The 17,922-nt window shown below is 69.5% G+C and carries 20 protein-coding genes and 1 pseudogene; 6 read left to right on the forward strand and 15 right to left on the reverse strand.

The window, feature by feature from the left end:
- Positions 1-11: 11 nt before the first annotated feature.
- Positions 12-428, reverse strand: a complete 417-nt coding sequence (locus ISU10_RS01570; RefSeq protein WP_194694576.1) for a pilus assembly protein CpaE — start codon at positions 426-428, stop codon at positions 12-14.
- A 26-nt stretch (positions 429-454) separates the two neighbouring features.
- Here ISU10_RS01570 and ISU10_RS01575 point away from each other — a divergent pair, with 26 nt between their 5' ends.
- A complete protein-coding gene (locus ISU10_RS01575) occupies positions 455-1,294 on the forward strand; it encodes a class I SAM-dependent methyltransferase (RefSeq protein WP_194694577.1) in 840 nt (279 codons plus the stop codon).
- Positions 1,295-1,468: 174 nt separating this feature from the next.
- On the opposite strand, the gene ISU10_RS01580 is transcribed toward ISU10_RS01575, so the two are convergent.
- The 9 genes from ISU10_RS01580 to ISU10_RS01620 all read right to left on the reverse strand — a co-directional run bounded on the left by ISU10_RS01580 (position 1,469) and on the right by ISU10_RS01620 (position 7,946).
- A complete protein-coding gene (locus tag ISU10_RS01580) occupies positions 1,469-1,915 on the reverse strand; it encodes a pilus assembly protein TadG-related protein (RefSeq protein WP_370864536.1) in 447 nt (148 codons plus the stop codon).
- Positions 1,912-2,355 carry a hypothetical protein gene (locus ISU10_RS01585; protein WP_194694578.1) on the reverse strand — a complete coding sequence of 148 codons (444 nt, stop codon included), beginning with the start codon at positions 2,353-2,355 and terminating at the stop codon, positions 1,912-1,914. The genes ISU10_RS01580 and ISU10_RS01585 overlap by 4 nt, the downstream gene beginning before the upstream one ends.
- Positions 2,352-2,732 (reverse strand): TadE/TadG family type IV pilus assembly protein, encoded by a 381-nt coding sequence (locus tag ISU10_RS01590; RefSeq protein WP_194694579.1) that lies wholly within the window; start codon positions 2,730-2,732, stop codon positions 2,352-2,354. Before ISU10_RS01590 ends, ISU10_RS01585 begins: the two co-directional genes overlap by 4 nt.
- Before the next feature lie 2 nt (positions 2,733-2,734).
- Complete coding sequence (locus tag ISU10_RS01595) at positions 2,735-2,920, reverse strand: hypothetical protein (protein WP_194694580.1); 186 nt, start codon at positions 2,918-2,920, stop codon at positions 2,735-2,737.
- An 11-nt stretch (positions 2,921-2,931) separates the two neighbouring features.
- The gene (locus tag ISU10_RS01600) at positions 2,932-3,873 is read right to left on the reverse strand and encodes a type II secretion system F family protein (protein WP_194694581.1); all 942 of its coding nucleotides are present in this window, start codon (positions 3,871-3,873) and stop codon (positions 2,932-2,934) included.
- Positions 3,870-4,724, reverse strand: a complete 855-nt coding sequence (locus ISU10_RS01605) for a type II secretion system F family protein (protein WP_194694582.1) — start codon at positions 4,722-4,724, stop codon at positions 3,870-3,872. The genes ISU10_RS01600 and ISU10_RS01605 overlap by 4 nt, the downstream gene beginning before the upstream one ends.
- A complete protein-coding gene (locus tag ISU10_RS01610) occupies positions 4,724-5,998 on the reverse strand; it encodes a TadA family conjugal transfer-associated ATPase (RefSeq protein WP_194694583.1) in 1,275 nt (424 codons plus the stop codon). The genes ISU10_RS01605 and ISU10_RS01610 overlap by 1 nt, the downstream gene beginning before the upstream one ends.
- A gap of 699 nt (positions 5,999-6,697) precedes the next feature.
- Entirely contained in the window at positions 6,698-7,501 is an 804-nt protein-coding gene (locus ISU10_RS01615) for a hypothetical protein (RefSeq protein WP_194694584.1), read from the reverse strand.
- Entirely contained in the window at positions 7,422-7,946 is a 525-nt protein-coding gene (locus ISU10_RS01620) for an RNA polymerase sigma factor (RefSeq protein ID WP_194694585.1), read from the reverse strand. Before ISU10_RS01620 ends, ISU10_RS01615 begins: the two co-directional genes overlap by 80 nt.
- Before the next feature lie 1,183 nt (positions 7,947-9,129).
- Here ISU10_RS01620 and ISU10_RS01625 point away from each other — a divergent pair.
- Both ISU10_RS01625 and ISU10_RS01630 read left to right on the forward strand, forming a co-directional pair.
- The gene (locus ISU10_RS01625) at positions 9,130-9,459 is read left to right on the forward strand and encodes a hypothetical protein (RefSeq protein ID WP_194694586.1); all 330 of its coding nucleotides are present in this window, start codon (positions 9,130-9,132) and stop codon (positions 9,457-9,459) included.
- A gap of 402 nt (positions 9,460-9,861) precedes the next feature.
- A complete protein-coding gene (locus tag ISU10_RS01630; protein WP_194694587.1) occupies positions 9,862-10,554 on the forward strand; it encodes a response regulator transcription factor in 693 nt (230 codons plus the stop codon).
- 21 nt (positions 10,555-10,575) lie between these two features.
- On the opposite strand, the gene ISU10_RS01635 is transcribed toward ISU10_RS01630, so the two are convergent.
- Complete coding sequence (locus tag ISU10_RS01635; RefSeq protein WP_194694588.1) at positions 10,576-11,844, reverse strand: MFS transporter; 1,269 nt, start codon at positions 11,842-11,844, stop codon at positions 10,576-10,578.
- 137 nt (positions 11,845-11,981) lie between these two features.
- Between ISU10_RS01635 and ISU10_RS23435 the strand changes: the two are divergent.
- Together ISU10_RS23435 and ISU10_RS01645 are read left to right on the forward strand one after the other, a co-directional pair.
- Positions 11,982-12,536, forward strand: a pseudogene (locus ISU10_RS23435) (Sua5/YciO/YrdC/YwlC family protein); the annotation flags it as partial.
- A gap of 40 nt (positions 12,537-12,576) precedes the next feature.
- Positions 12,577-14,034, forward strand: coding sequence for a Kae1-like domain-containing protein (locus ISU10_RS01645; protein ID WP_267239097.1), 1,458 nt, complete (start codon positions 12,577-12,579; stop codon positions 14,032-14,034).
- Here ISU10_RS01645 and ISU10_RS01650 read toward each other — a convergent pair.
- On the reverse strand, positions 14,008-14,148 hold the full coding sequence (locus tag ISU10_RS01650; protein ID WP_194694591.1) for a hypothetical protein: 141 nt from the start codon (positions 14,146-14,148) through the stop codon (positions 14,008-14,010). The two genes, ISU10_RS01645 and ISU10_RS01650, sit on opposite strands and share 27 nt — an antisense overlap.
- Positions 14,149-14,271: 123 nt before the next feature.
- On the opposite strand from ISU10_RS01650, the gene ISU10_RS01655 reads away from it, so the two are divergent.
- Positions 14,272-15,060, forward strand: coding sequence for a lipase family alpha/beta hydrolase (locus tag ISU10_RS01655; RefSeq protein ID WP_194694592.1), 789 nt, complete (start codon positions 14,272-14,274; stop codon positions 15,058-15,060).
- Positions 15,061-15,072: 12 nt separating this feature from the next.
- Here the strand turns inward: ISU10_RS01655 and ISU10_RS01660 are convergent, their stop codons facing one another.
- Genes ISU10_RS01660 through ISU10_RS01670 form a run of 3 tightly spaced genes read right to left on the reverse strand, consistent with a single transcriptional unit; the run spans position 15,073 to position 17,908 of the window.
- Entirely contained in the window at positions 15,073-15,891 is an 819-nt protein-coding gene (locus tag ISU10_RS01660) for an ABC transporter permease (RefSeq protein WP_194694685.1), read from the reverse strand.
- The gene (locus tag ISU10_RS01665) at positions 15,891-16,814 is read right to left on the reverse strand and encodes an ABC transporter ATP-binding protein (RefSeq protein WP_194694593.1); all 924 of its coding nucleotides are present in this window, start codon (positions 16,812-16,814) and stop codon (positions 15,891-15,893) included. Before ISU10_RS01665 ends, ISU10_RS01660 begins: the two co-directional genes overlap by 1 nt.
- Positions 16,811-17,908, reverse strand: coding sequence for a transcriptional regulator (locus ISU10_RS01670; RefSeq protein ID WP_194694594.1), 1,098 nt, complete (start codon positions 17,906-17,908; stop codon positions 16,811-16,813). Before ISU10_RS01670 ends, ISU10_RS01665 begins: the two co-directional genes overlap by 4 nt.
- Positions 17,909-17,922 lie beyond the last annotated feature (14 nt).

A 17,922-nucleotide genomic window follows, 5' to 3' on the forward strand; every position in this document is an offset into this window, starting at 1 on the left:
CGGGCCGCCAATCAGAGAATCGTCAGCACAGCTTGGGCGTAGGCCTTCTCCGGGTCGACGTCGACGTGACGGGAGCCGTCGGCGAGGACGACCGCGTAGGCCTCGACCTCACCCAGCTCCTGGTCCATCGGCACCCGCTCCATCGACGCGAACCGCTCGCCGAGCAGCGCCCGCAACTGGTGCTCCCACGGCACCCACAAGACCTCGTCGGCCGGCACGCTGTCGAGTGCCCACTCGGTCGTCCCGTTGAAGCGCAGGAGCCGCCCGCTCGGGTGGTCGTGCACCTCGATCACCATCTCGCTGACGATGAACGGCTCGTCGAAGTCGCGGTCGGGTACCAGGAACCGGTCGCCCGGCGCCGGCGTCCACGGCACCTGTGCCCGCTCCATCGCCTCGCGCAGGGTACGAGCGGTCTCGAGGGTGATCACCCGACCATTGTTGCTAGCGTCGGCGCGTGCTGAAGACGATCGCGGTCAGATGGGTCAAGCCGGTGCTGAGCGACGGGGCGTGGCAGCGCCTGCGCCGGCTCGGCGACCAGGCCACCGACGTGGTCGACGAGCGCAAGCGCCAGCGACGGCTGGCCGCGATGAGCCTCACCGAGCTGGGCCGGGAGTTCGGCACCGACAAGGTGGGCCTGCACCACTACACCCAGCACTACGAGCGGCACCTGCGCCACCTGCGCGACGAGTCGTTCACGCTCCTGGAGATCGGCATCGGGGGGTACGAGAAGCAGCTCAAGGGCGGCCACTCCCTGCGGATGTGGAAGCAGTTCTTCCCCCGAGCCCAGATCGTCGGCCTCGACATCCACGACAAGTCCTTCGCCCAGGAGGACCGCATCCGCACCTACCAGGGCAGCCAGGTCGACCCCGCGGTCCTCGACCGGATCGTCAAGGACGCCCATGACCTGCGCGTGGTCATCGACGACGGCAGCCACGAGTGCGAGCACGTGCGCGAGACCTTCCGGCTGCTCTTCCCCCGGCTGCCGGACGGCGCCATCTACTGCATCGAGGACACCCAGACGTCGTACTGGCCCGAGCGCGGCGGCAGCGCCGACCTCGACGCCAAGACGACCTCGATGGCCCTGGTCAAGGAGCTGGTCGACGGACTCAACTACGAGGAGTTCATCGACGACGACTACGAGCCGACCTACACCGACCTCAACGTCGTGGCCGTGCACTGCTACCACAACCTCGTCGTCATCGAGAAGGGCACCAACGTCGAGGGCACCAACCGCGTCAACGTACGCCGGCGCTACGAGCTGCGGAAGCAACGAGGGCGCGTCGCGCCGGTGTGACCACCCTCGGTCGGCGGACGGCGTCTGGCTGCTTCTGGCATACCGGCTATTGGCGGCGGTGCAAGGTGGTGGTGCCGTCGGGGTGGTAGGGGGGCGCCCCGGGCACACCAGCGGAGGTCGAGCGCCCGCGCGAGACTTCCGCGCTGGTTGGGTGGCGACGATCCGGTGATCGCGTCACTCGTCGACCGCCACCACCGCAGCCCCCGTCGCGCCGATCCGTGCGGACTCCTGTCCGCCCGGCACCTTGAGCGGGAGCCGCAGCGGCGCGGTCAAGCGCACCCGTACGGACTGGGTGGCGACCTCGGCGTCGACGGAGACCGCGAGGCCGGGGTACCTCTCGAAGGCCTGGGCGCGACGCAGGTAGTCGAGCACGGCGGCTTGAGCCTCACGCTCGGTGACCGCGAGTCGCCCGTCGTCGAGGCCACCGGCGTACACGTCGTCACTGGAGGCACCGAGGTCCGCGCCGGCCAGGGCGGCGCCGTCGGCGAGGTTGTCGAGACCTTGACGCTGGAGGTAGGCAGCCGAGGCGTCGGTGACCACAGCGACGCCCATCGCGAGGACCGTCGCCAGGCCGACGATCAAGATCGTGACCTGCCCGGACTCGCTGCGACGACCGGTCACGGGTCACCGCCGGCCTCTTGGTACTGCCCGATCGGCACCCGGTGGGTCGCGTCGAGCGCGAAGCCCATCGCGCCGCCCAGCAGGTCGGGGACGAACGGCAGCTCCACGCGGGTCGCCACCCACACGGTCACCACGGCGCCACCGACATGGCAGTCGCGACGCGGCGGACAGGAGATCGCCAGGCGCCAGCCCGGTGAGTCGAGACCCTGGTCGGACAACGCCACCTCTGCAGCCGCACGAGCCTGGCGACTTCCCGTGGCGTCGTCAGGAGCCAGGGCGTAGGCCCGTCCCGCCGAACGCGCCGCAGCCGTCACGGCGAACGCCCCACGCTGCACCTCGAAGACCGACAGCACGATCCACACCATCGGCAGCAACAACAAGATGCCGAGCCAGGTCAGCTCGACCAGCGCACTCCCGCTCTCATCACGGCGCCGCCTCACTGCTGCTCCTCGATCGCGTGGCCCGACACGTCGAGCTCGACCGCAGGCCCGCCGAGCCCGAGAGCGGGTACGACGACGTGCACGGTCACCTCGACCCCGGGCGAGCCATCGACCAGGACAGGGTGCGCGTCGACATCCTCGGCGTACCTCGCCGCCAGCGCCCCCGCGATCTGCGCGCGGGTCTTGGCGACGCCGTCCTCGGGTCCGCGGTCGAGGGTCGCGGCGTACCTCGCCCCCTCGGAGGCAGCAGCCGCCAACGTATTGCGCACCAGCAGCACCAGCGCGAGCTGGAGGATGCCCAAGAACACCGGCACCAGCACGGCCAGCACCAGCACGAAGTCGACGACCGCCGACCCTCGCGCGGACCGCGCCGGCACGGTCAGTTCTTCACCGAGTCGAGCGCGTCGCGCAGCATCTGCCGCAGCTGGTCGTCGGCCAGGCCCCACAGGCCCATCACCAGGCCGGCGGTCATCACGGTCACGAGCACCCACCCAGGCACGTCGCCACGCTCGTCGTCGACCGGCCACAGCCGGCTGTGCACCAGGATGGCAAGGAGTCGGTTCATCGGTTCCTCTCTCACGGGATGGTCAGGCTCAGGCCGATCACGCCCGGGAAGAACGCGAACAGCACGGTCACGGGCAGCACGAGGAACACGACGGGCACCATCATGAAGACCTCCTTGCGCGCGGCGGTCTCGATGAGCTCGCGACGCGAGGCCTCACGTACGTCGCCCGCCTGCGCGTGCAAGACATCGGCCAAGGGCGTGCCGCGCTCGACGGCGACAGCGACGCCCTGGGCGAAGCGCGCCACGACCGGCACTCCGGTGCGAGCGGCGAGAGCGTCGAAGGCCACCGCAACAGGCACGCCGGTGCGCACGGAGGCCAGCACGCGACCGAGCTCTTCGGAGAGGTCGCCGCGACTGCGCGCACAGACCCGGTCGAGCGCGGCCACCGGCCCCTCGCCAGCGGCCACCGCGAGCGAGAGCAGCTCGGCGAGGGTCGGGAACTCGGCCAGGATCCGGCGCTCGCGCTGCTTGACCTGTGACGAGAGGTGGTTGTCGCGGAGCACCACGCCGCCCACGAATCCCAAGCAGGACAGGAGAAACGACGAACCCAAGCCTGCTCCGCCACCCAGCGCACGCAGCAGCGAGTAGGCCGCTGCCAGGGAGAACCCGACCAGTCCCCACACGACCTGCTCGATCCCTAGCTCGTGCACGGTCTTGTCCATGGCGGCGCGGTCGAGGCGCCGTCGTACGGAGCTGGCGCCGCCGAGCACCGCCTCGACCGCGGCTGCAGCGGAGGCGAGGAACGGCCCGAACACCACGACCGGTGCCGAGCGAGGCCTTGCCGGCATCGCACGTAGCGGCTGCGTGCCGCCGCGACGCGGGACGTCGCGCAGGTATGGCAACACCCGAGAGCTCAGCGTCTGCTTGCGCAGCGCGACGACCCGGGAGGACGAGAGGACCAGACCCGCCGCCGCGAGCCCGCCCAGCACAGCGCCCCACCATGCGAGGCTCACCGCAGGATCCGCCTCTCCACGGGCAGGCGACCGATCCGCATCATCGACCAGTACGCGACGACGCAGAGCACCGCTCCGAGCCACAGGATCACCACACCGGCCGGCGAGGCGTAGCGGCGGATGACATCAGACTGGAACGACATGATCAGCAGCACCAGCCAGGGTGCGGCGACCGCGAGTCGTGCACCGTTGACCGTCCAGGCCTGACGCGACTCCATCTCCGAGCGGGTGCGGGCGTCGTCGCGCAAGTACGCCGAGAGGTTGCGCAGCAACCGTCCGAGCTCTCCCCCGCCCACCTCGCGAGCGATGCGCAGGCCTTCGACGACGCGGTCGCCGACCGGGTCGGCGAGCTCGTCCTTGAGCCGGTCGAGGCAGTCGCCGAAACGACCCGTCACCTGGTAGTCGAGGGCGAACGCGTCGAACGCCGGACGCAGCGGCGCTGGTCCGCGGACGCCGAGCCCGGCCAGCGCGTCGGGAAGCGACAGTCCAGCACGCACCGCCGAGGCGAGGTTGTCGACGGCCTCGGGCCACACCTCCGCGAACTCCCGCCGACGACGCCGCGCACGCGCCGCCACGACAGCGAGTGGCAGGTAGGCGGCCATCGCAGCGAACACGAGCGCGACGGGCGGGGTGTGGGACACCAGCTGGATCACGGCTGCTGCGACAGTTCCGAGTGCCAGGCACATGGCGAGCAGACCTGGCACCGAGACCTGGCTCATGCCTGCCTCGCCCAGGCGACGAGCCAGCCAACCTGTACGCCGGGCGGCAGACCGCGGCGCGGGAGTGGTGGTGAGCGCCCACCACACCAGCAAGAGTCCGACGCCGACGCCGAGCCCGACCAGCGCACCCATCAGGACACCGCCCGCCCCGACAAGATCGCGTGGACATCGATGCCCGCGCGCTCGAACCTGTCCAGGCGCGGCGGCATGCCGCCCGTCGCGACCAGCTCTCCCCGCACGCGCTCGAACACCGTCTCGGTCTCGATCACGTCGTTCTCCACGCGGCCGGGCACGGCCACCACCTCGTTGACCCGGCGTACGCCGGTCGCATCGACGCCGAGGTGCACGACCAGGTCGACCGACGCCGCCACCGTCGGCAGCACGAACCGAGCCGAGATGTTCTCCCCGGCGAGCAGGGGCAAGGTGCACATCTTCACGAGCGCCTCCCGCGCGCTGTTGGCGTGAAGCGTGCACATGCCCGGCAGGCCGGAGTTGAGTGCGAGCAGGAGGTCGAGGCATTCCTCGGCCCGGACCTCGCCCACGATGATCCGGCTGGGCCGCATCCGCAGGCTCTCGCGCACCAGGTCGCGCAGCGCGATCTCGCCCGTGCCCTCGAGCCCGGCCTGCCGGGTCTGCATCGGTACCCAGTCGGGGTGGGGAAAGCGCAGCTCGAAGACCTCCTCGGCGCTGACCACCCGATCGCCTCCCGGGATCGCCGCGGCCAGACAGTTGAGGAGCGTCGTCTTGCCCGCCTGCGTGCCACCGGCGACCAAGATGTTGAGACCGGCCCGCACGCTCGCCGCGAGGAACGCCGCGGCAGCCGGCGAGAGACTGCCGAGCTCGACGAGGTCGGACAGCCGGGCTGCCTTCAGCACGAACTTGCGGATGTTGACCGCCGAGAAGCCGCGGCTGATGCCTTCGAGCACGACGTGCAGGCGGTGCCCCTCGGGCAGCATCGCGTCGACGAACGGCCGGCTCACGTCGATGCGCCGGCCACTCGACTTCAGCATCCGCTCGACCAGCTCCTCGACCTGGCCGCGGGTCAGCAGGAGGTTGGTGAGCTCGTGGCGACCGTGCCGCGCGATGAAGACCCGCGAGGGCTCGTTGACCCAGATCTCCTCCACCGCCGGGTCGTCGAGGAACGGCTGCAGCGGTCCGAACCCCGACAGTCGCGCCACCAGCTCGTCGACCACGGCGTCGGCGTCGACCACCGGCACGACCTCGCCGGTGAGGCTGCGCTCGTCGTGGTCGCGTACGACGGTCTCGGCGATCCGGCGTACGACGGAGGCCTGGCGCTGGGGATCGACGCCCTGACGCCGCACCGCATCGCGCACCTGCACGTCGAGCTCGTCGACCAGGGCCAGCGTGTGACCGCGCGCCTGATCGTCGACAGCCGTTGCCGACATGCCGCCACCTTCCCGAGAGATTCAGTTTCTGGACGGGAAGGTAGCGGCGTTCGAGGTGCTCGGTCGCCCCCCAGAACTGAATCTGTGGAGAACTTGGTGCCAGCCCGGATCTCCGCCGACGACGACCTCACGTGCACGTCCCGGTGAGTTGACCACTCGGTCGCCACACCGATCTGCCACCAAATCAGTGGTTCTGTCAGGAAGCGAACACGTCTCCCACGAAACTCGCGACGCTGTCGGTCTCACCAGTGGAAGACGATGCTCGGGCCTCGGACCGCAGTGAGTGCACAAGAGCGGCCCCGGGATGCCACGTTCGTCGCCCCGCCCGCCCGCCCGACCATGCCGCCCGGCCTGCCCCGCCACATATAAGGCACCCGGTGGTGCCCGGCCGGCGCACGATCATGGCCGAACGGTCGGTCGATCGTGCCAGCGACTTTCATGAGGGGACCGCGGCCTGCTGACGTCCGTTGACCGATCGCTGCCTACGGCTTAGACCGTTCTCATTCGTGCTGGCCGGCAGGGACGGCCCCAGGCAGCAAGCCAGGGTCTGCCTCGTTGTGGCTAAGGTCTGGAGCGAACACGTCCCCGTCGACAACTGGTGCTTGACCTTTGGTGACCAGGATCGAGCGGGCATCCGAGGCGCCTCGCCCCAGTCATCGAGGTGCTGCCGCTAAACCTCCTGAAAGAAGTGTGCTGTTGCTAGTCCTGCGCTGGTGTGAGGGACTCGGCCAGCTTAACGAGCTCCGACATTGGCACTGAGCCATCGTTCGTGATCCGGATCTGCGTCCCGTTAACCTCGAACTCGACAAGGGACATAAGATTCTCTGGGTAACGAGGAACTACGAGCGCGGGCACATTCTGCACCACCGTTACCATCGGTTCGGAACCATCCGTCGACTTCGTCGCCTTTTCGCTGACTGACTCCACATACGACCTGTAGTTGGCGCTCCGGTCAGCATCGGAAAGTTCCTCATCCTCACCAACCTGCCCGCTCAGAACTATCGTATTCCCTGGGAGTAGCGCAGCAATTCCCGACCCGCTGCAAGACCAGATCGTGATCGCTTGTTCGAGCGAGCTGCCCGCGGGTAGATACACCGGCTGCTTCCCAGAACCTGCTAGGGCCGACTTGGCGTCGACCTCCTGCGCCCCCAAGCACGGCGGCCCCTCTCCAGGCGTCATGGGTGGGGCAAGAATCGACATCGGGCCAGCCACATTCGAGTCCGGGGAGGCGGAGCTGAAACCACCCGCTGCCCCTATCGCAGCTACGCTCGCCGCAAACGCGGCGACGGCGATCAGCGACAGGCCGGCGATTCCAGGGCGCCGATCCATTGGCGCAGTGTCCTTCAACTTGGCCTTGACGCGCGTGACGCTGTCGCTTCCAATGAGTTCGCTCTCAGCCTCGAAGGCTGCCCGGACGTCATGATCACTTATATGGGACATCTCGCTCCTTGTCATCCTGAAGTCGCGTGCCGTGAAGTTTGATTCGCAGGGTCGCATGGCCACGGTTCAAGCTGCTTCTGACAGTGCTCTCTCGAATGTTCAGCGCGTCGGCTATCTCTCGTGTACTCAGGTTCTCAAAGTGCTTCAGGGTCACGACTGCCTGCTGGTGGGGCGGGAGGCTTCGAACGGCCGCTCTGATCTCACGATCCAGTTCACGGTTAAGCAGGACGCCCTCGGGGGTGACTCCGCCGTGTTCGCCCACTTCCGTGGGCCTGGAAGGCTGGGCACTAGCCCGGCTCTTGCGCGCTAGGTCGATGTGGGCGTTGACCAAAGAGCGCCGGGCATACGCATAGCGGCCTCGCGCATCCAACCTCGCCCACCTCCTAAACGCCACAATCAGCGCTTCCTGGACCAGATCCTCCGCCGTGGCCAAAGACCCTGTGAGGGCAAGACCCAAACGCAGGAGCCTTGGCGTAGCCTCGTCGACGAAGGTTTCGTAGTCGCTCATCGCTAGTAAATACGGCTGCGGGACGCAAAACGCTGCTTCAACGCAGAAACTTCCTGGTGAGCCTGGTCTCGCGCGGACATCCCAGCGCGCCTCCACTAGTCGTGGACGACCTTGCCCGAATCAGCTGTTTCCCGCTCAAAGTGGTAGTCGGGGTCGTTGTTGAGCAGGTAGCCAGTAGCGACTCGGAAATTGTCCCATGGGGTCCACCCATTGTCTGTGTGATGCTCCTGAACGTCAACCCAACGTCCATAACTAGAGTCCTGCGAGTTCGAGCGCTCGGCTGCGGCAAATCCGTATGCTCCGATGTATCCCAAATTGATGTGCGAACTTGCGATGTCGCTCCCATTAAGCTTACCCGCCCATTCGTAATCTCGCTCAGGATCAGCCGCCCGGACTTGGTTATAGTTGCCCATCGAAGGGCTGTAACCTGTGTATATTTCGCACCAAAAGAACCCCGTGTTGTCATATGTCCATTCGAACATGGCCGGCTGGGCTAGCCACGAGGGCACATTGCAGGTCTCCCACCCGACCACATATCCGAACTCGAACAAGCCGGGTCCTGTCTGGTCCTTCATGTACAACGAGGAGATTCTTTGGCAGTACATGGTTGCGGCCACGTGCATCTGAGCGATAGTGCCGTTGGAGCCTCCCTATGCCATCGCGTTGTTGCTCGTCTCAGCCTCCATCCCGCCCTCGCCCCAATTGTTTGCGACGCAACTTGACCCCGGCCCCTCGGCCTCAGCGGATCCAGCCACTAGGGCGAGTCCTATGGCGACCGTTGCACCCACGGCCACGGCCCCCATCCGCGGAAGTAACGATGCAAGTCCCATAGCTTGTCCATTCCTTTGACGGGTCCGGCCAACGATCGTGACAACAGCGCCTCCTGTCAAGGAGTTGACCAGCGCCCTGCATGGGAGATGGCGGACGTCGAGACCGACCCTGTTCGCCGGCATCCGGCGCGGCCAGCTCCTCGCGGTTGGCCCAGCTGCGCCAGTGAGCCCCCAATGCCACGCGCGAGCAACGCCGTGCCAGCCACCTGACGTCGCTTTCAAGCTGGGCGATTGAGAATGCTCGTCGGACCGGACTTCTCTGCCAGACATAGCTGTCGCACACCGACGCAATTCTGCGCTGGACATCCCGGGCAGAGCGTCCAACTCGCGGCAACAGCCCACCGACTCGCAAGGTGAAGGAGGCAATCGCGGTGCCTACAACTTCGACAGCGACGACAACCGGAACCGCGAGCAACGAACACCAGCCCGGCAACGAGTGCGGGGACGACCAGCACCACCGCTATGGCGATGGTGTAGTTGAGGCCGTACGTCATGGCAAACAGCTTCCCCGTCGTCGCTTTCAGTGCGACGAAGCCCTCGCCCATCTGCAGCTCGAGCTCGGACACCACCTCGGCGTCGGAGACCGGTTCGTTCTCATCCTCAGGAAGCTGTTCGACATCCGGCCAATGGATGGGATCGGCTTCACCGCCGACCATGCCGATGAACATGCCGGAAACCGCTGAAGGGGAGAGGACCCACGTCTCCTTCGGGCTCACGTCCGTCGCCGTCGAGAACAACCCCTTCAGCTCAGTGGCTCGCAGTCGGATCAGCTGCCGAGCCGCACGCGCAGGGAGTCGGAGGCTCCACGCGAACAGTTGAGCCAAGGTGGGTGGCACGAATTGAGTGGCCCACTAACTCTCTGCCAGCCAGCGCGGACCGCTGACGACGACCTCACGTGCACGTCCCGGCGAGTTGACCACTCGGTCGCCACACCGATCTGCCACCAAATCAGTGGTTCTGTCAGGAAGCGAACACGTCTCCCACGAAACTCGCGACATTGTCGGTCTCACCAGTGGAAGTACCGCTGGCGAACGGAGGATGCCCGGTGTGCCGATCGACGTCCGGACGCAGGAAATGACCGGGGCATGACCGAGACCGTGCTGCTCGTCGACAACGAGCGCGACATCACCTTCCCGCTCGGTCGCACCCTGGAGCGCGAAGGGTACGACGTCGCGTGGGTCGGCACCGGCCGCGACGTCTTCGGCGTGGTCGACGAGAGCGACGTCGACTGCGTCATCCTCGACGCGACCCTGCCCGACATGGACGGCCAGGACGTCTGCCGCGCGCTGCGCGAGAGCGGCTACGACGGGGCCATCATGCTGGTCACCGACCGGGCCACGGAGCTCGACGCCGTGGTCGGTCTCGACAGCGGCGCCGACGACTACGTGAGCCATCCCTACGGGCTGGCCGAGCTCTTGGCGCGACTTCGCGCCGTGCTGCGCCGCACCCGCGCCAACCCACCCGCCCACGCACGTTCGCCGCACGTCTTGCAGGTCGACGTCGACGGGCGTCGCGCGTTCGCCGGCGGGACCGAGATCCCGGTGACCAACAAGGAGTTCGGGGTGCTCGCCGTGCTGGCTGCCCATCGCGACAAGGTGGTCTCCCGCGACCGGCTGATGAACGAGGTGTGGGACGAGAACTGGTACGGCTCGACCAAGACCCTCGACGTCACGGTCGGCCGGCTGCGCACCAAGCTCGAGGCAGCCGGTCTCCCCGAACGCATCGTGGCCGTGCGCGGCGTCGGCTTCCGGCTCGAGCAGATCCGTGCTCTGGCCTGACGCCGAGGACCAGCCGCAGGATCAGGCAGTGGCCGGAGTCCGGCTTCGCTCGAGGTACCGCTCCGCCGCGTGCGACGAAGGCCCGATGCCCAGCGCAGCGACGAGGACGATGGCGGCGATCACCACCCACCCGGGTGCACCCCACGTCATCGCGAGGAACGTGTAGAGAGCCGGCGCCCAGACGTCGCCCATCGTGTAGCCGAGCCCGGAGACGCCTTGGTACTCGCCCAGTCGCTCGGGGTCGGACAGCTCGGAGACCAGCCCCCACATGCCGGCCGACTGGAACAGCTCGGACCCGGTGACCGTCACGTGCCCGACCCACACCAGCACGATGGTCACCCAGCCGACGGTGTCGTGGGTGACCAGCACGATCGCGCACGACAGCGCGAAGCAGGCGGCGCCGCGGTACTGCGCGCGCAGGCTGCGGCGTACGTCGGTCACGCCACGCGCCGCGGCGACCTGGAGGAAGACGGCCATCACGGTGTTGGTGCCGAACAGCCAGGCCAGCAGCACGTGCGGCGCATCGGTCTCCTGGACCAGCCACAGCGGGATCACCACGTTGAGCAGCACACCGTGGGTGCCGAGCACGCCGTTGCACACGCTCATCAGGAAGAAGCCGCGGTTGTGCAGTGCGCTGCGCTTCTCACCTGCGTGCTCGACGGCCTGCTCGATCGGCGACTCCGCGGTGTCGTCGTCGACCAGATCAGGCAGCCGGAAGACCCACAGCGCATTGACCGCCAGGAGCGCAGCGGTGACGAGCGGAACCATGCGGACGACGTTGTCGCTGTCGGTCGCCAGCGCGAGTCCAGCCGCCAGGGCGCCGAAGGTGTAGCCCACGTTGCGGGCCGCGCGCAGGTAGGCCTGGGAGCGCACCCGCTCCTCGCGGGCGAAGACCGCCAGACCGTAGGCGCCGCGGGCATTGCGACGGCCGGCCTCCAGCACCGCCATCACGACCATCATCGCGACGAACGCCCACCAGCCCGTCAGCAGCGGCCACACGGCGTAGGCCGCTGCTTCGAGAGCGCTGGTCACCTGCCACGTCGGCTTCGACCCCCACCGGTCGACCAGCTTGCCGAGCGGCACCGACACGGCGAAGCGCACCAGCGCCGCGACCGACAGCCCGAGCCCCACCTGCTGGGCCGACAGCCCGACGATGATCGTGAAGAAGACCGCGCTGCCCGTGAGGAACGCGCCCTCACCGAAGGCCGAGATCACCGACTGCCCGGCCAGGCTGCGCACCAGTGGCGTCGGCCCGATCAGGCGCAGGAAGCGGTCCCGGAGCTGCGTCACCCGCCTACCTTCTCTCACGACTTATCTTGACGCCAAGATAATGAGCGCCTGGCCTTCAGCCGGCGGCCCGTCGTAGATTGCGCAGCACCGGCGGCGCTGGACATCAGCCGAACACTCGCCGGGGCCCGGGGGACGAGATGCCGACGAACGACGCACGCACGCCCGCGCTGTCGCCTGACCGGACTCCCGCTCCGCCTCCGGGCCTGTCGCCCGATCGGGCGACGTGCGACAACTGCCTGGCCGAGCTGCGCGACCCGCGCAACCGGCGCTACCGCCACCCGTTCATCAGCTGCACGGCCTGCGGTCCGCGCTACTCCAGCCTCGCCGCCACTCCGGGCGCGGGCTTCGACCGCTGCCAGGAGTGCGAGGCGGAGCTCTCCGACGCGACGAGCCGCCGCAACCTCGCCCTGGCGGCGTGCTGCCCGCAGTGCGGACCGAGGCTGCGGCTCCTCGCACCGACGCACCAGACCCTCCACGCCGAGGGCGCGTTGGCCGAGGCGCGCGCCGTGCTCGCAGAGGGCGGGATCCTCGCGGTCCGAACCCTCGGTGGCCACCGCCTGATGTGCGACGCGACCCACGGCCACACGGTGGACCTGCTGCGCAAGCGACTGCACCGCGGCGACGAGCCGTTCGCGGTGCTCGTCACCGGGCTCGACGAGGCCCAGCGCATCGCCGCGATCGGGCCCGCCGAGGCACAGCTGCTGTCGGACCCGTCCCGGCCGGTCGTCCTGGCTGCGCCGACCGGGCGCTCTCGCCGCGGCCGTCGCCCCGGGGCAGGCCGACCTCGGGGTCCTCCTGGCGGTCGAGCCCCTGCACCACCTGCTGCTGGGCCTGCCCGGCGACCCGCCCGGACCCCAGGCCCTCGTGATCACCGGCGCCCGGGTCTCTCGTGAACCCGTCGTGGCCGACGAGCAGGACGCCCTCTCGCGGCTCGACGGCATCGCCGACGCCTGGCTCGTGCACGACTTCCCGATCGGTGTGCCCCTTGACGACTCGAAGACGCGAGCAGTGGTGGGCCGGTCCGCGCCGGTCCGCATCGGGCGCGGCAGCGCACCGGTCGCCTTCGACCTTCCGTTCGATGCCCCGCCCTCCCTGGCCATCGGCGAGGACGAGGAGGGCAGCCTCTGTGTCGCCGACCAGCGGCGGGCCTGGGTCTCCGGCCGGCTCGGCCACGTAGGCGAGCCCCTGACGCGTCAGGCCTTGGGCCCGGTCGTCGATCAGCTCCTGCACCTGACCGGAGTGACGCCCGCAGTGGTCGGCGCCGACGACGATCCGGAGTCGTTGTCCCGGCGCTGGGTTCGCGGTCACCTCGCGACGAGCGTGGCCGTCGACGTCCAGCACCACCATGCCCATGTGGCCGCCACCATGGTCGAGCACGGCATCCCCGGCGGCCGACAGGTGATCGGGGTCGTCCTCGACGGTCACGGTCGAGGCGACGACGGTGCCTTGTGGGGCGGGGAGTTCCTCGTCGCGGACTACGCCGGCTACGAACGCGCGGCGCACCTCGCCTACGTCGACCTGCCCGACCGCCAGGGGCCGCACCAGCCGTGGCGCGTCGCGCTCGCACACCTGCGCGCGGCCGGCGTGCCGTGGGACCCGTCGCTGCCCACCGTCCGAGCCAGCGACGACCACGAGCGCGGCCTGCTCGACGACCACCTCCACGACGCCGGGAGGCGGACGTCGACCTCCAGCATGGCTCGCCTCTACGACGCGGTCGCCTCCCTGTCCGGGATCTGCCACCACACCGACTACGAGGACCAGTCGGTCAGCGAGCTCGAGGCCCGCGCCCGCGCGTTCGGGCTGGGCGACCTGAGCCGCCGCACACGCGTCTACGCCTTCGGCGACGACGGCGATCCCACGCCGATCATCTGGTCGGTCGTCCAAGACGTCCGCAAGGGCGTCGATCCGGGCCTCGTGGCCGCCAGGTTCGAGCATGCGGTGGTGGAGCTGGTCGTCGGCAACGTACGCCGACTGCACGAGCGCACCGGACTGTCGACGGTCACGCTCAGCGGCGGCCTGTTCGTGCATCCGCTCCTCGCCCAGGCCTGCCTCGAGCGGCTGAGGTCCGAACGCTTCGAGGTGCTCACCCACAGTCGGGTGCCGGCAGGCGAGGGCGGCCTGGCGCTGGGCCAGGTGGCCGTCCTCGCCCACCGACGGGGCGGATCAGCTGTCGGGCGCCGACCGGCGTGAGCCGCGTCTCGCGCGACGTGCCAGACGCGACGACTGGGCCTCGCGGACGAGGTCTTGTTGGCGGTACTTCGCGAGCTGCATCGCGATGTAGATGTTGGTTCCGCTGTTGCTCATGCCTCGAGAATGCTCGTAAGTCGCGCCCGGCGAATCGGTCAACCTCCCTAGGTTCGGCGACCTACCTACCCATCTCACGCGTCTGAGGCACCCCGGGTTGGTCTGAGGCGTCAGGATCGGAGCGTGCTCGACGCTCTGGCCCCCGCGCGGAGGCGGTTCCTGCTCGGTGTGCTCGCGCTCGCACTGGTGGCGGTGGCCGGGCTCGGCGTCGCGATCTGGCGCACCCACGACAAAGCCGTGGAGCCGGTCTCGCAGGAGACCCAGGGCCCGGTCCTGCTCGTACCCGGCTACGGCGGAGGTACGGCGGGCCTCGAGGTGCTGGCCGGCGCCTTGCGCGCCCAGGGACGCGACGTCGAGATCGTCGACCTGCCCGGCAACAACACCGGCGACCTCGACCGCCAGGCCGGCGCGCTGGGCAAGGCCGTGATCCTGGCCCTGCAGCGCGCTGGCGCCCGGTCGGTGGACGTCGTCGGCTACTCCGCCGGCGGCGTCGTCGCGAGGCTCTGGGTGCGCGACCACGGCGGCGGCGGTCTGGCTCGCCGCGTCGTCACCCTCGGCTCGCCGCACCACGGATCCGACCTGGCCGGCCTGGGCAGCGACGTCGCCCCCGACTCCTGCCCGCGGGCCTGTGAGCAGCTCCAGCCGGACAGCGACCTGCTCCGGGCGCTCAACGCCGGGGACGAGACCCCCACGGGACCGAAGTGGGTCTCGATCTGGACCACCGACGACCGCGTCGTCGTACCCCCGTCGTCGTCGAACCTCGACGGCGCCCTCGACTTCACCATCCAGTCGGTCTGCCCGGGTCACGAGGTCAGCCACGGCCAGCTCCCCCAGGACCCCGTCGTGATCGCAGCGGTCATCCGCCAGCTCGTCGTCGCCGATCCCGCCGTGCCCGGGCCCGAGATCTGCTGAGGGGGTGGTCCCCTACTGCGTCACGTCCCGCGTCATGAAGTTGGCCCAGCCGGCCCCGAGGAAGACCACGACGTAACCGGCCTGGAGCAGGGTGCCCCGGATGACGTCGCGCCAGTGGATGGGGTCGCGGAACAGGTCGATGAACGCCAGCCAGTAGCGGGTGGGCAGGTAGTCGGAGACCACGTCGGCGGCATCGAGGGTCAGCAGCAGCGTCGAGGCGACGAGCACCGCCATCGTGCCGAGCGCGGCACCCAGCGGAGAGTCCACGACGGTCGAGAGGAACAGCGCGATGGACGCGACGCCGAGCATGCACAGCAGGGCGAACGCCAGGGCGAGGAACGTACGCCCGATCATCTGGCCCTGCGTCAGCGAGGTCCCGGAGACGGTCGTGGTCTGGCCGGCGTCGCTGGTGCCGAGCAGCAGCACGCCGACGACGTACGCCGTGACGGCCACGACCGCGAGCGTCAGCAGCACGAAGGCCATCACCGAGACCAGCTTGGCCACCAGCAGGCGCGTCCGTCCGACGGGCCGGACCAGCAGGTAGCGCAGCGTGCCCTGCTGCGCCTCCCCCGCGATCGCGTCACCCGCCTGCACGGCAACCGCGATCGGCAAGAACAGCGGGAGCACGATCGCCAGCGCAGCAAGGGGAAACAGCGTGCCGTCGGTCAGCACGGCCGACAGGAACGCCGGCCCGGTGCCGGGACGCGGGCCGATGTCGGTGACTGCCAGAAGCACCGCGACGATCGTCGGCAGTAGGTCGATGAGCAGGATCGTCACCCACGTACGCCGGCTCCGGACCAGCTGGTGCAGCTCCACCGTCAGCGCCCGCATCACGAGCCAACTCTCGGGACGTCCCGGTCGAACCGGTCGCCCGCGGCAGAGCTGGCGGCAAGCACGACGTCCTCGAGGGTGTGCTTCTCGGGCGCCAGCTCGCTGATCCTCACGCCGGCGCCCACCAGCTGCGCGTTGAGCGCAGCGACATCGCGCACCCGCACGAGCAGCGACGCCTCGTCGTACGCCTCCACCTGACCGTCGAGCAGTGCCCGTGCCGCAGCCACGTCAGGCGTGCGCACGTAGGTGCGGCCCGTCGGCCGCTTGAGCACCTCCAGGCTCTCCTGGAGCACCAGCCGGCCGCGGTCGAGCACGCCGACGCGCGTGGCCATCTGCTCGACCTCAGCGAGCAGGTGGCTCGACAAGAAGACGGTCGTGCCTGCGGCGTTGAGCTCGGTCAACAGGTCGCGGATCTCCCTGATGCCTTGGGGGTCCAGCCCGTTGGTCGGCTCGTCGAGCACGAGCAGTCGCGGCTGCGAGAGCAAGGCGTGCGCCAGGCCGAGCCGCTGACGCATGCCGAGGCTGTAGGCCCTCACGGGGCGTTGATCGACACCGCCGAGGCCCACTCGGTCGAGCACGTCGTCGACCCGCCCTGCCCGGCCACGCCGCCTCCCTCCGGCGAGCGCGTCGTGTACGCGCAGGTTGGCGCGCCCCGACAAGCGCGGATAGGCGGCCGGCGACTCGACCAGGGCCCCGACCTGCGGTAGCACCTCGCGGCCCGCCCTGGGCATCGCCCGCCCGAGCACCTCCGCAGTGCCCGAGGTGGCGAGCACCAGGCCGAGCAGCATGCGCACCGTCGTCGTCTTGCCCGAGCCGTTGGCGCCGAGGAAGCCGTAGACATCGCCCTCACGCACGTCGAGGTCGAGCTGGTCGACGGCAGTGATCGCGCCGTACCTCTTGGTCAGGCCGTGGGTGCGGATCATCGTTCGTCACCCACGATCACCATGCCGCGGTAGAGGTCGCGCACCGCCCGCAGCAGCGTGTCCGGGGTGACCGTGCCGGCCACGAGCCAGCCCCCGTCGCCACCGCTCCCGCCCAGGGCCACCCCCAGCGGTCCGATCATGACCAGAGCCGCTTGCGGCTCCTCGCGCACGCCGGGTGTCAGGCGCAGCTGCTCGCGCAGCGGCTCCGCCTCGCGGCCACGGAGCGGGATGGCGATCAGCCTGGTCGCCCCGGAGCCGTAGACGCCGACGGCCCGGTCGGAGGCCGGCCCCTTGACCAGCCCCGCGACCCGGTCCGGCGGCACCACGGGTGCGTACTGGTTGGCGGCGTCGGCGATGTCGAGCACGTCGTCGAACTCGAAGTCGGCACCCGGCGGTGTCACGAACCGGGTGCGCTCCGCCGGTGGCGTCACCGGCGAGAAGTCGGCGAACTCCGTGGTGAACGCGGCTTTGCCCGAGCCCTTGCCCACGACGACCGCCCGGAGGACCACGCCGCTGTCGGCGTCCGCCCACACGTCGACGTGGTCGATGCTGGTCTGCCGCGCACCCGGCCGCAGCCGCAGGCCCAGCGCGTCGCGCCCCGCCACACGTGCTGCCGACAGGCGACTCACCTCCGACGGCTCGGCGTCGGACAGCATCAGGTCGGCGACCTCGGGCGGCACGAGGTCGGCGGTGCGCGGCAGCCGGATGTCGGGGTCGTGGCTCAGGTCGGCGTCGTTCTGCTCATAGCGCCAGCGGGTGGTGCCCTGCGCGTTGTGGATCAGGTCGGTCTCACCGGTCGCGAGCAGCCTGTCAACGCGCCACTCGTCGGCCGAGCGCCACCACACCCGCAGCCGGGTCGAGCTGCCGAACAGCTCGCCCACATCGGTGAACCGGTCGGCGACCGGGAGGAGCAAGGTGCCTTGCGCTTCGACGTACCCGGAGTAGGGATGGTCGAGGTTGCCTTGGACGGTGGTCAGCAGCTCGGCCGCGCTCACGTCGCTGTCGTCGGCGGGCCAGGCACGCACGGCGATGGGCCCCACGACGAGCAGCGCGGCGCTCCCCGCGACGACCGCCCACCGATGCGCAGGCCTCAACGGTCCCCCATGTG

The organism is Nocardioides agariphilus (genome assembly GCF_015352445.1).
In the GTDB taxonomy this organism is placed as follows: domain Bacteria; phylum Actinomycetota; class Actinomycetes; order Propionibacteriales; family Nocardioidaceae; genus Nocardioides; species Nocardioides agariphilus.

Coding starts and splice junctions, on each gene's coding strand:
- ISU10_RS01650 (WP_194694591.1), bottom strand. CDS start 14,148: ATGAGCAACAGCGGAACCAACATCTACATCGCGATGCAGCTCGCGAAG.
- ISU10_RS01665 (WP_194694593.1), bottom strand. CDS start 16,814: ATGATCCGCACCCACGGCCTGACCAAGAGGTACGGCGCGATCACTGCC.
- ISU10_RS01610 (WP_194694583.1), bottom strand. CDS start 5,998: ATGTCGGCAACGGCTGTCGACGATCAGGCGCGCGGTCACACGCTGGCC.
- ISU10_RS01630 (WP_194694587.1), top strand. CDS start 9,862: ATGACCGAGACCGTGCTGCTCGTCGACAACGAGCGCGACATCACCTTC.
- ISU10_RS01605 (WP_194694582.1), bottom strand. CDS start 4,724: ATGGGTGCGCTGGTCGGGCTCGGCGTCGGCGTCGGACTCTTGCTGGTG.
- ISU10_RS01620 (WP_194694585.1), bottom strand. CDS start 7,946: ATGAGCGACTACGAAACCTTCGTCGACGAGGCTACGCCAAGGCTCCTG.
- ISU10_RS01660 (WP_194694685.1), bottom strand. CDS start 15,891: ATGCGGGCGCTGACGGTGGAGCTGCACCAGCTGGTCCGGAGCCGGCGT.
- ISU10_RS01595 (WP_194694580.1), bottom strand. CDS start 2,920: ATGAACCGACTCCTTGCCATCCTGGTGCACAGCCGGCTGTGGCCGGTC.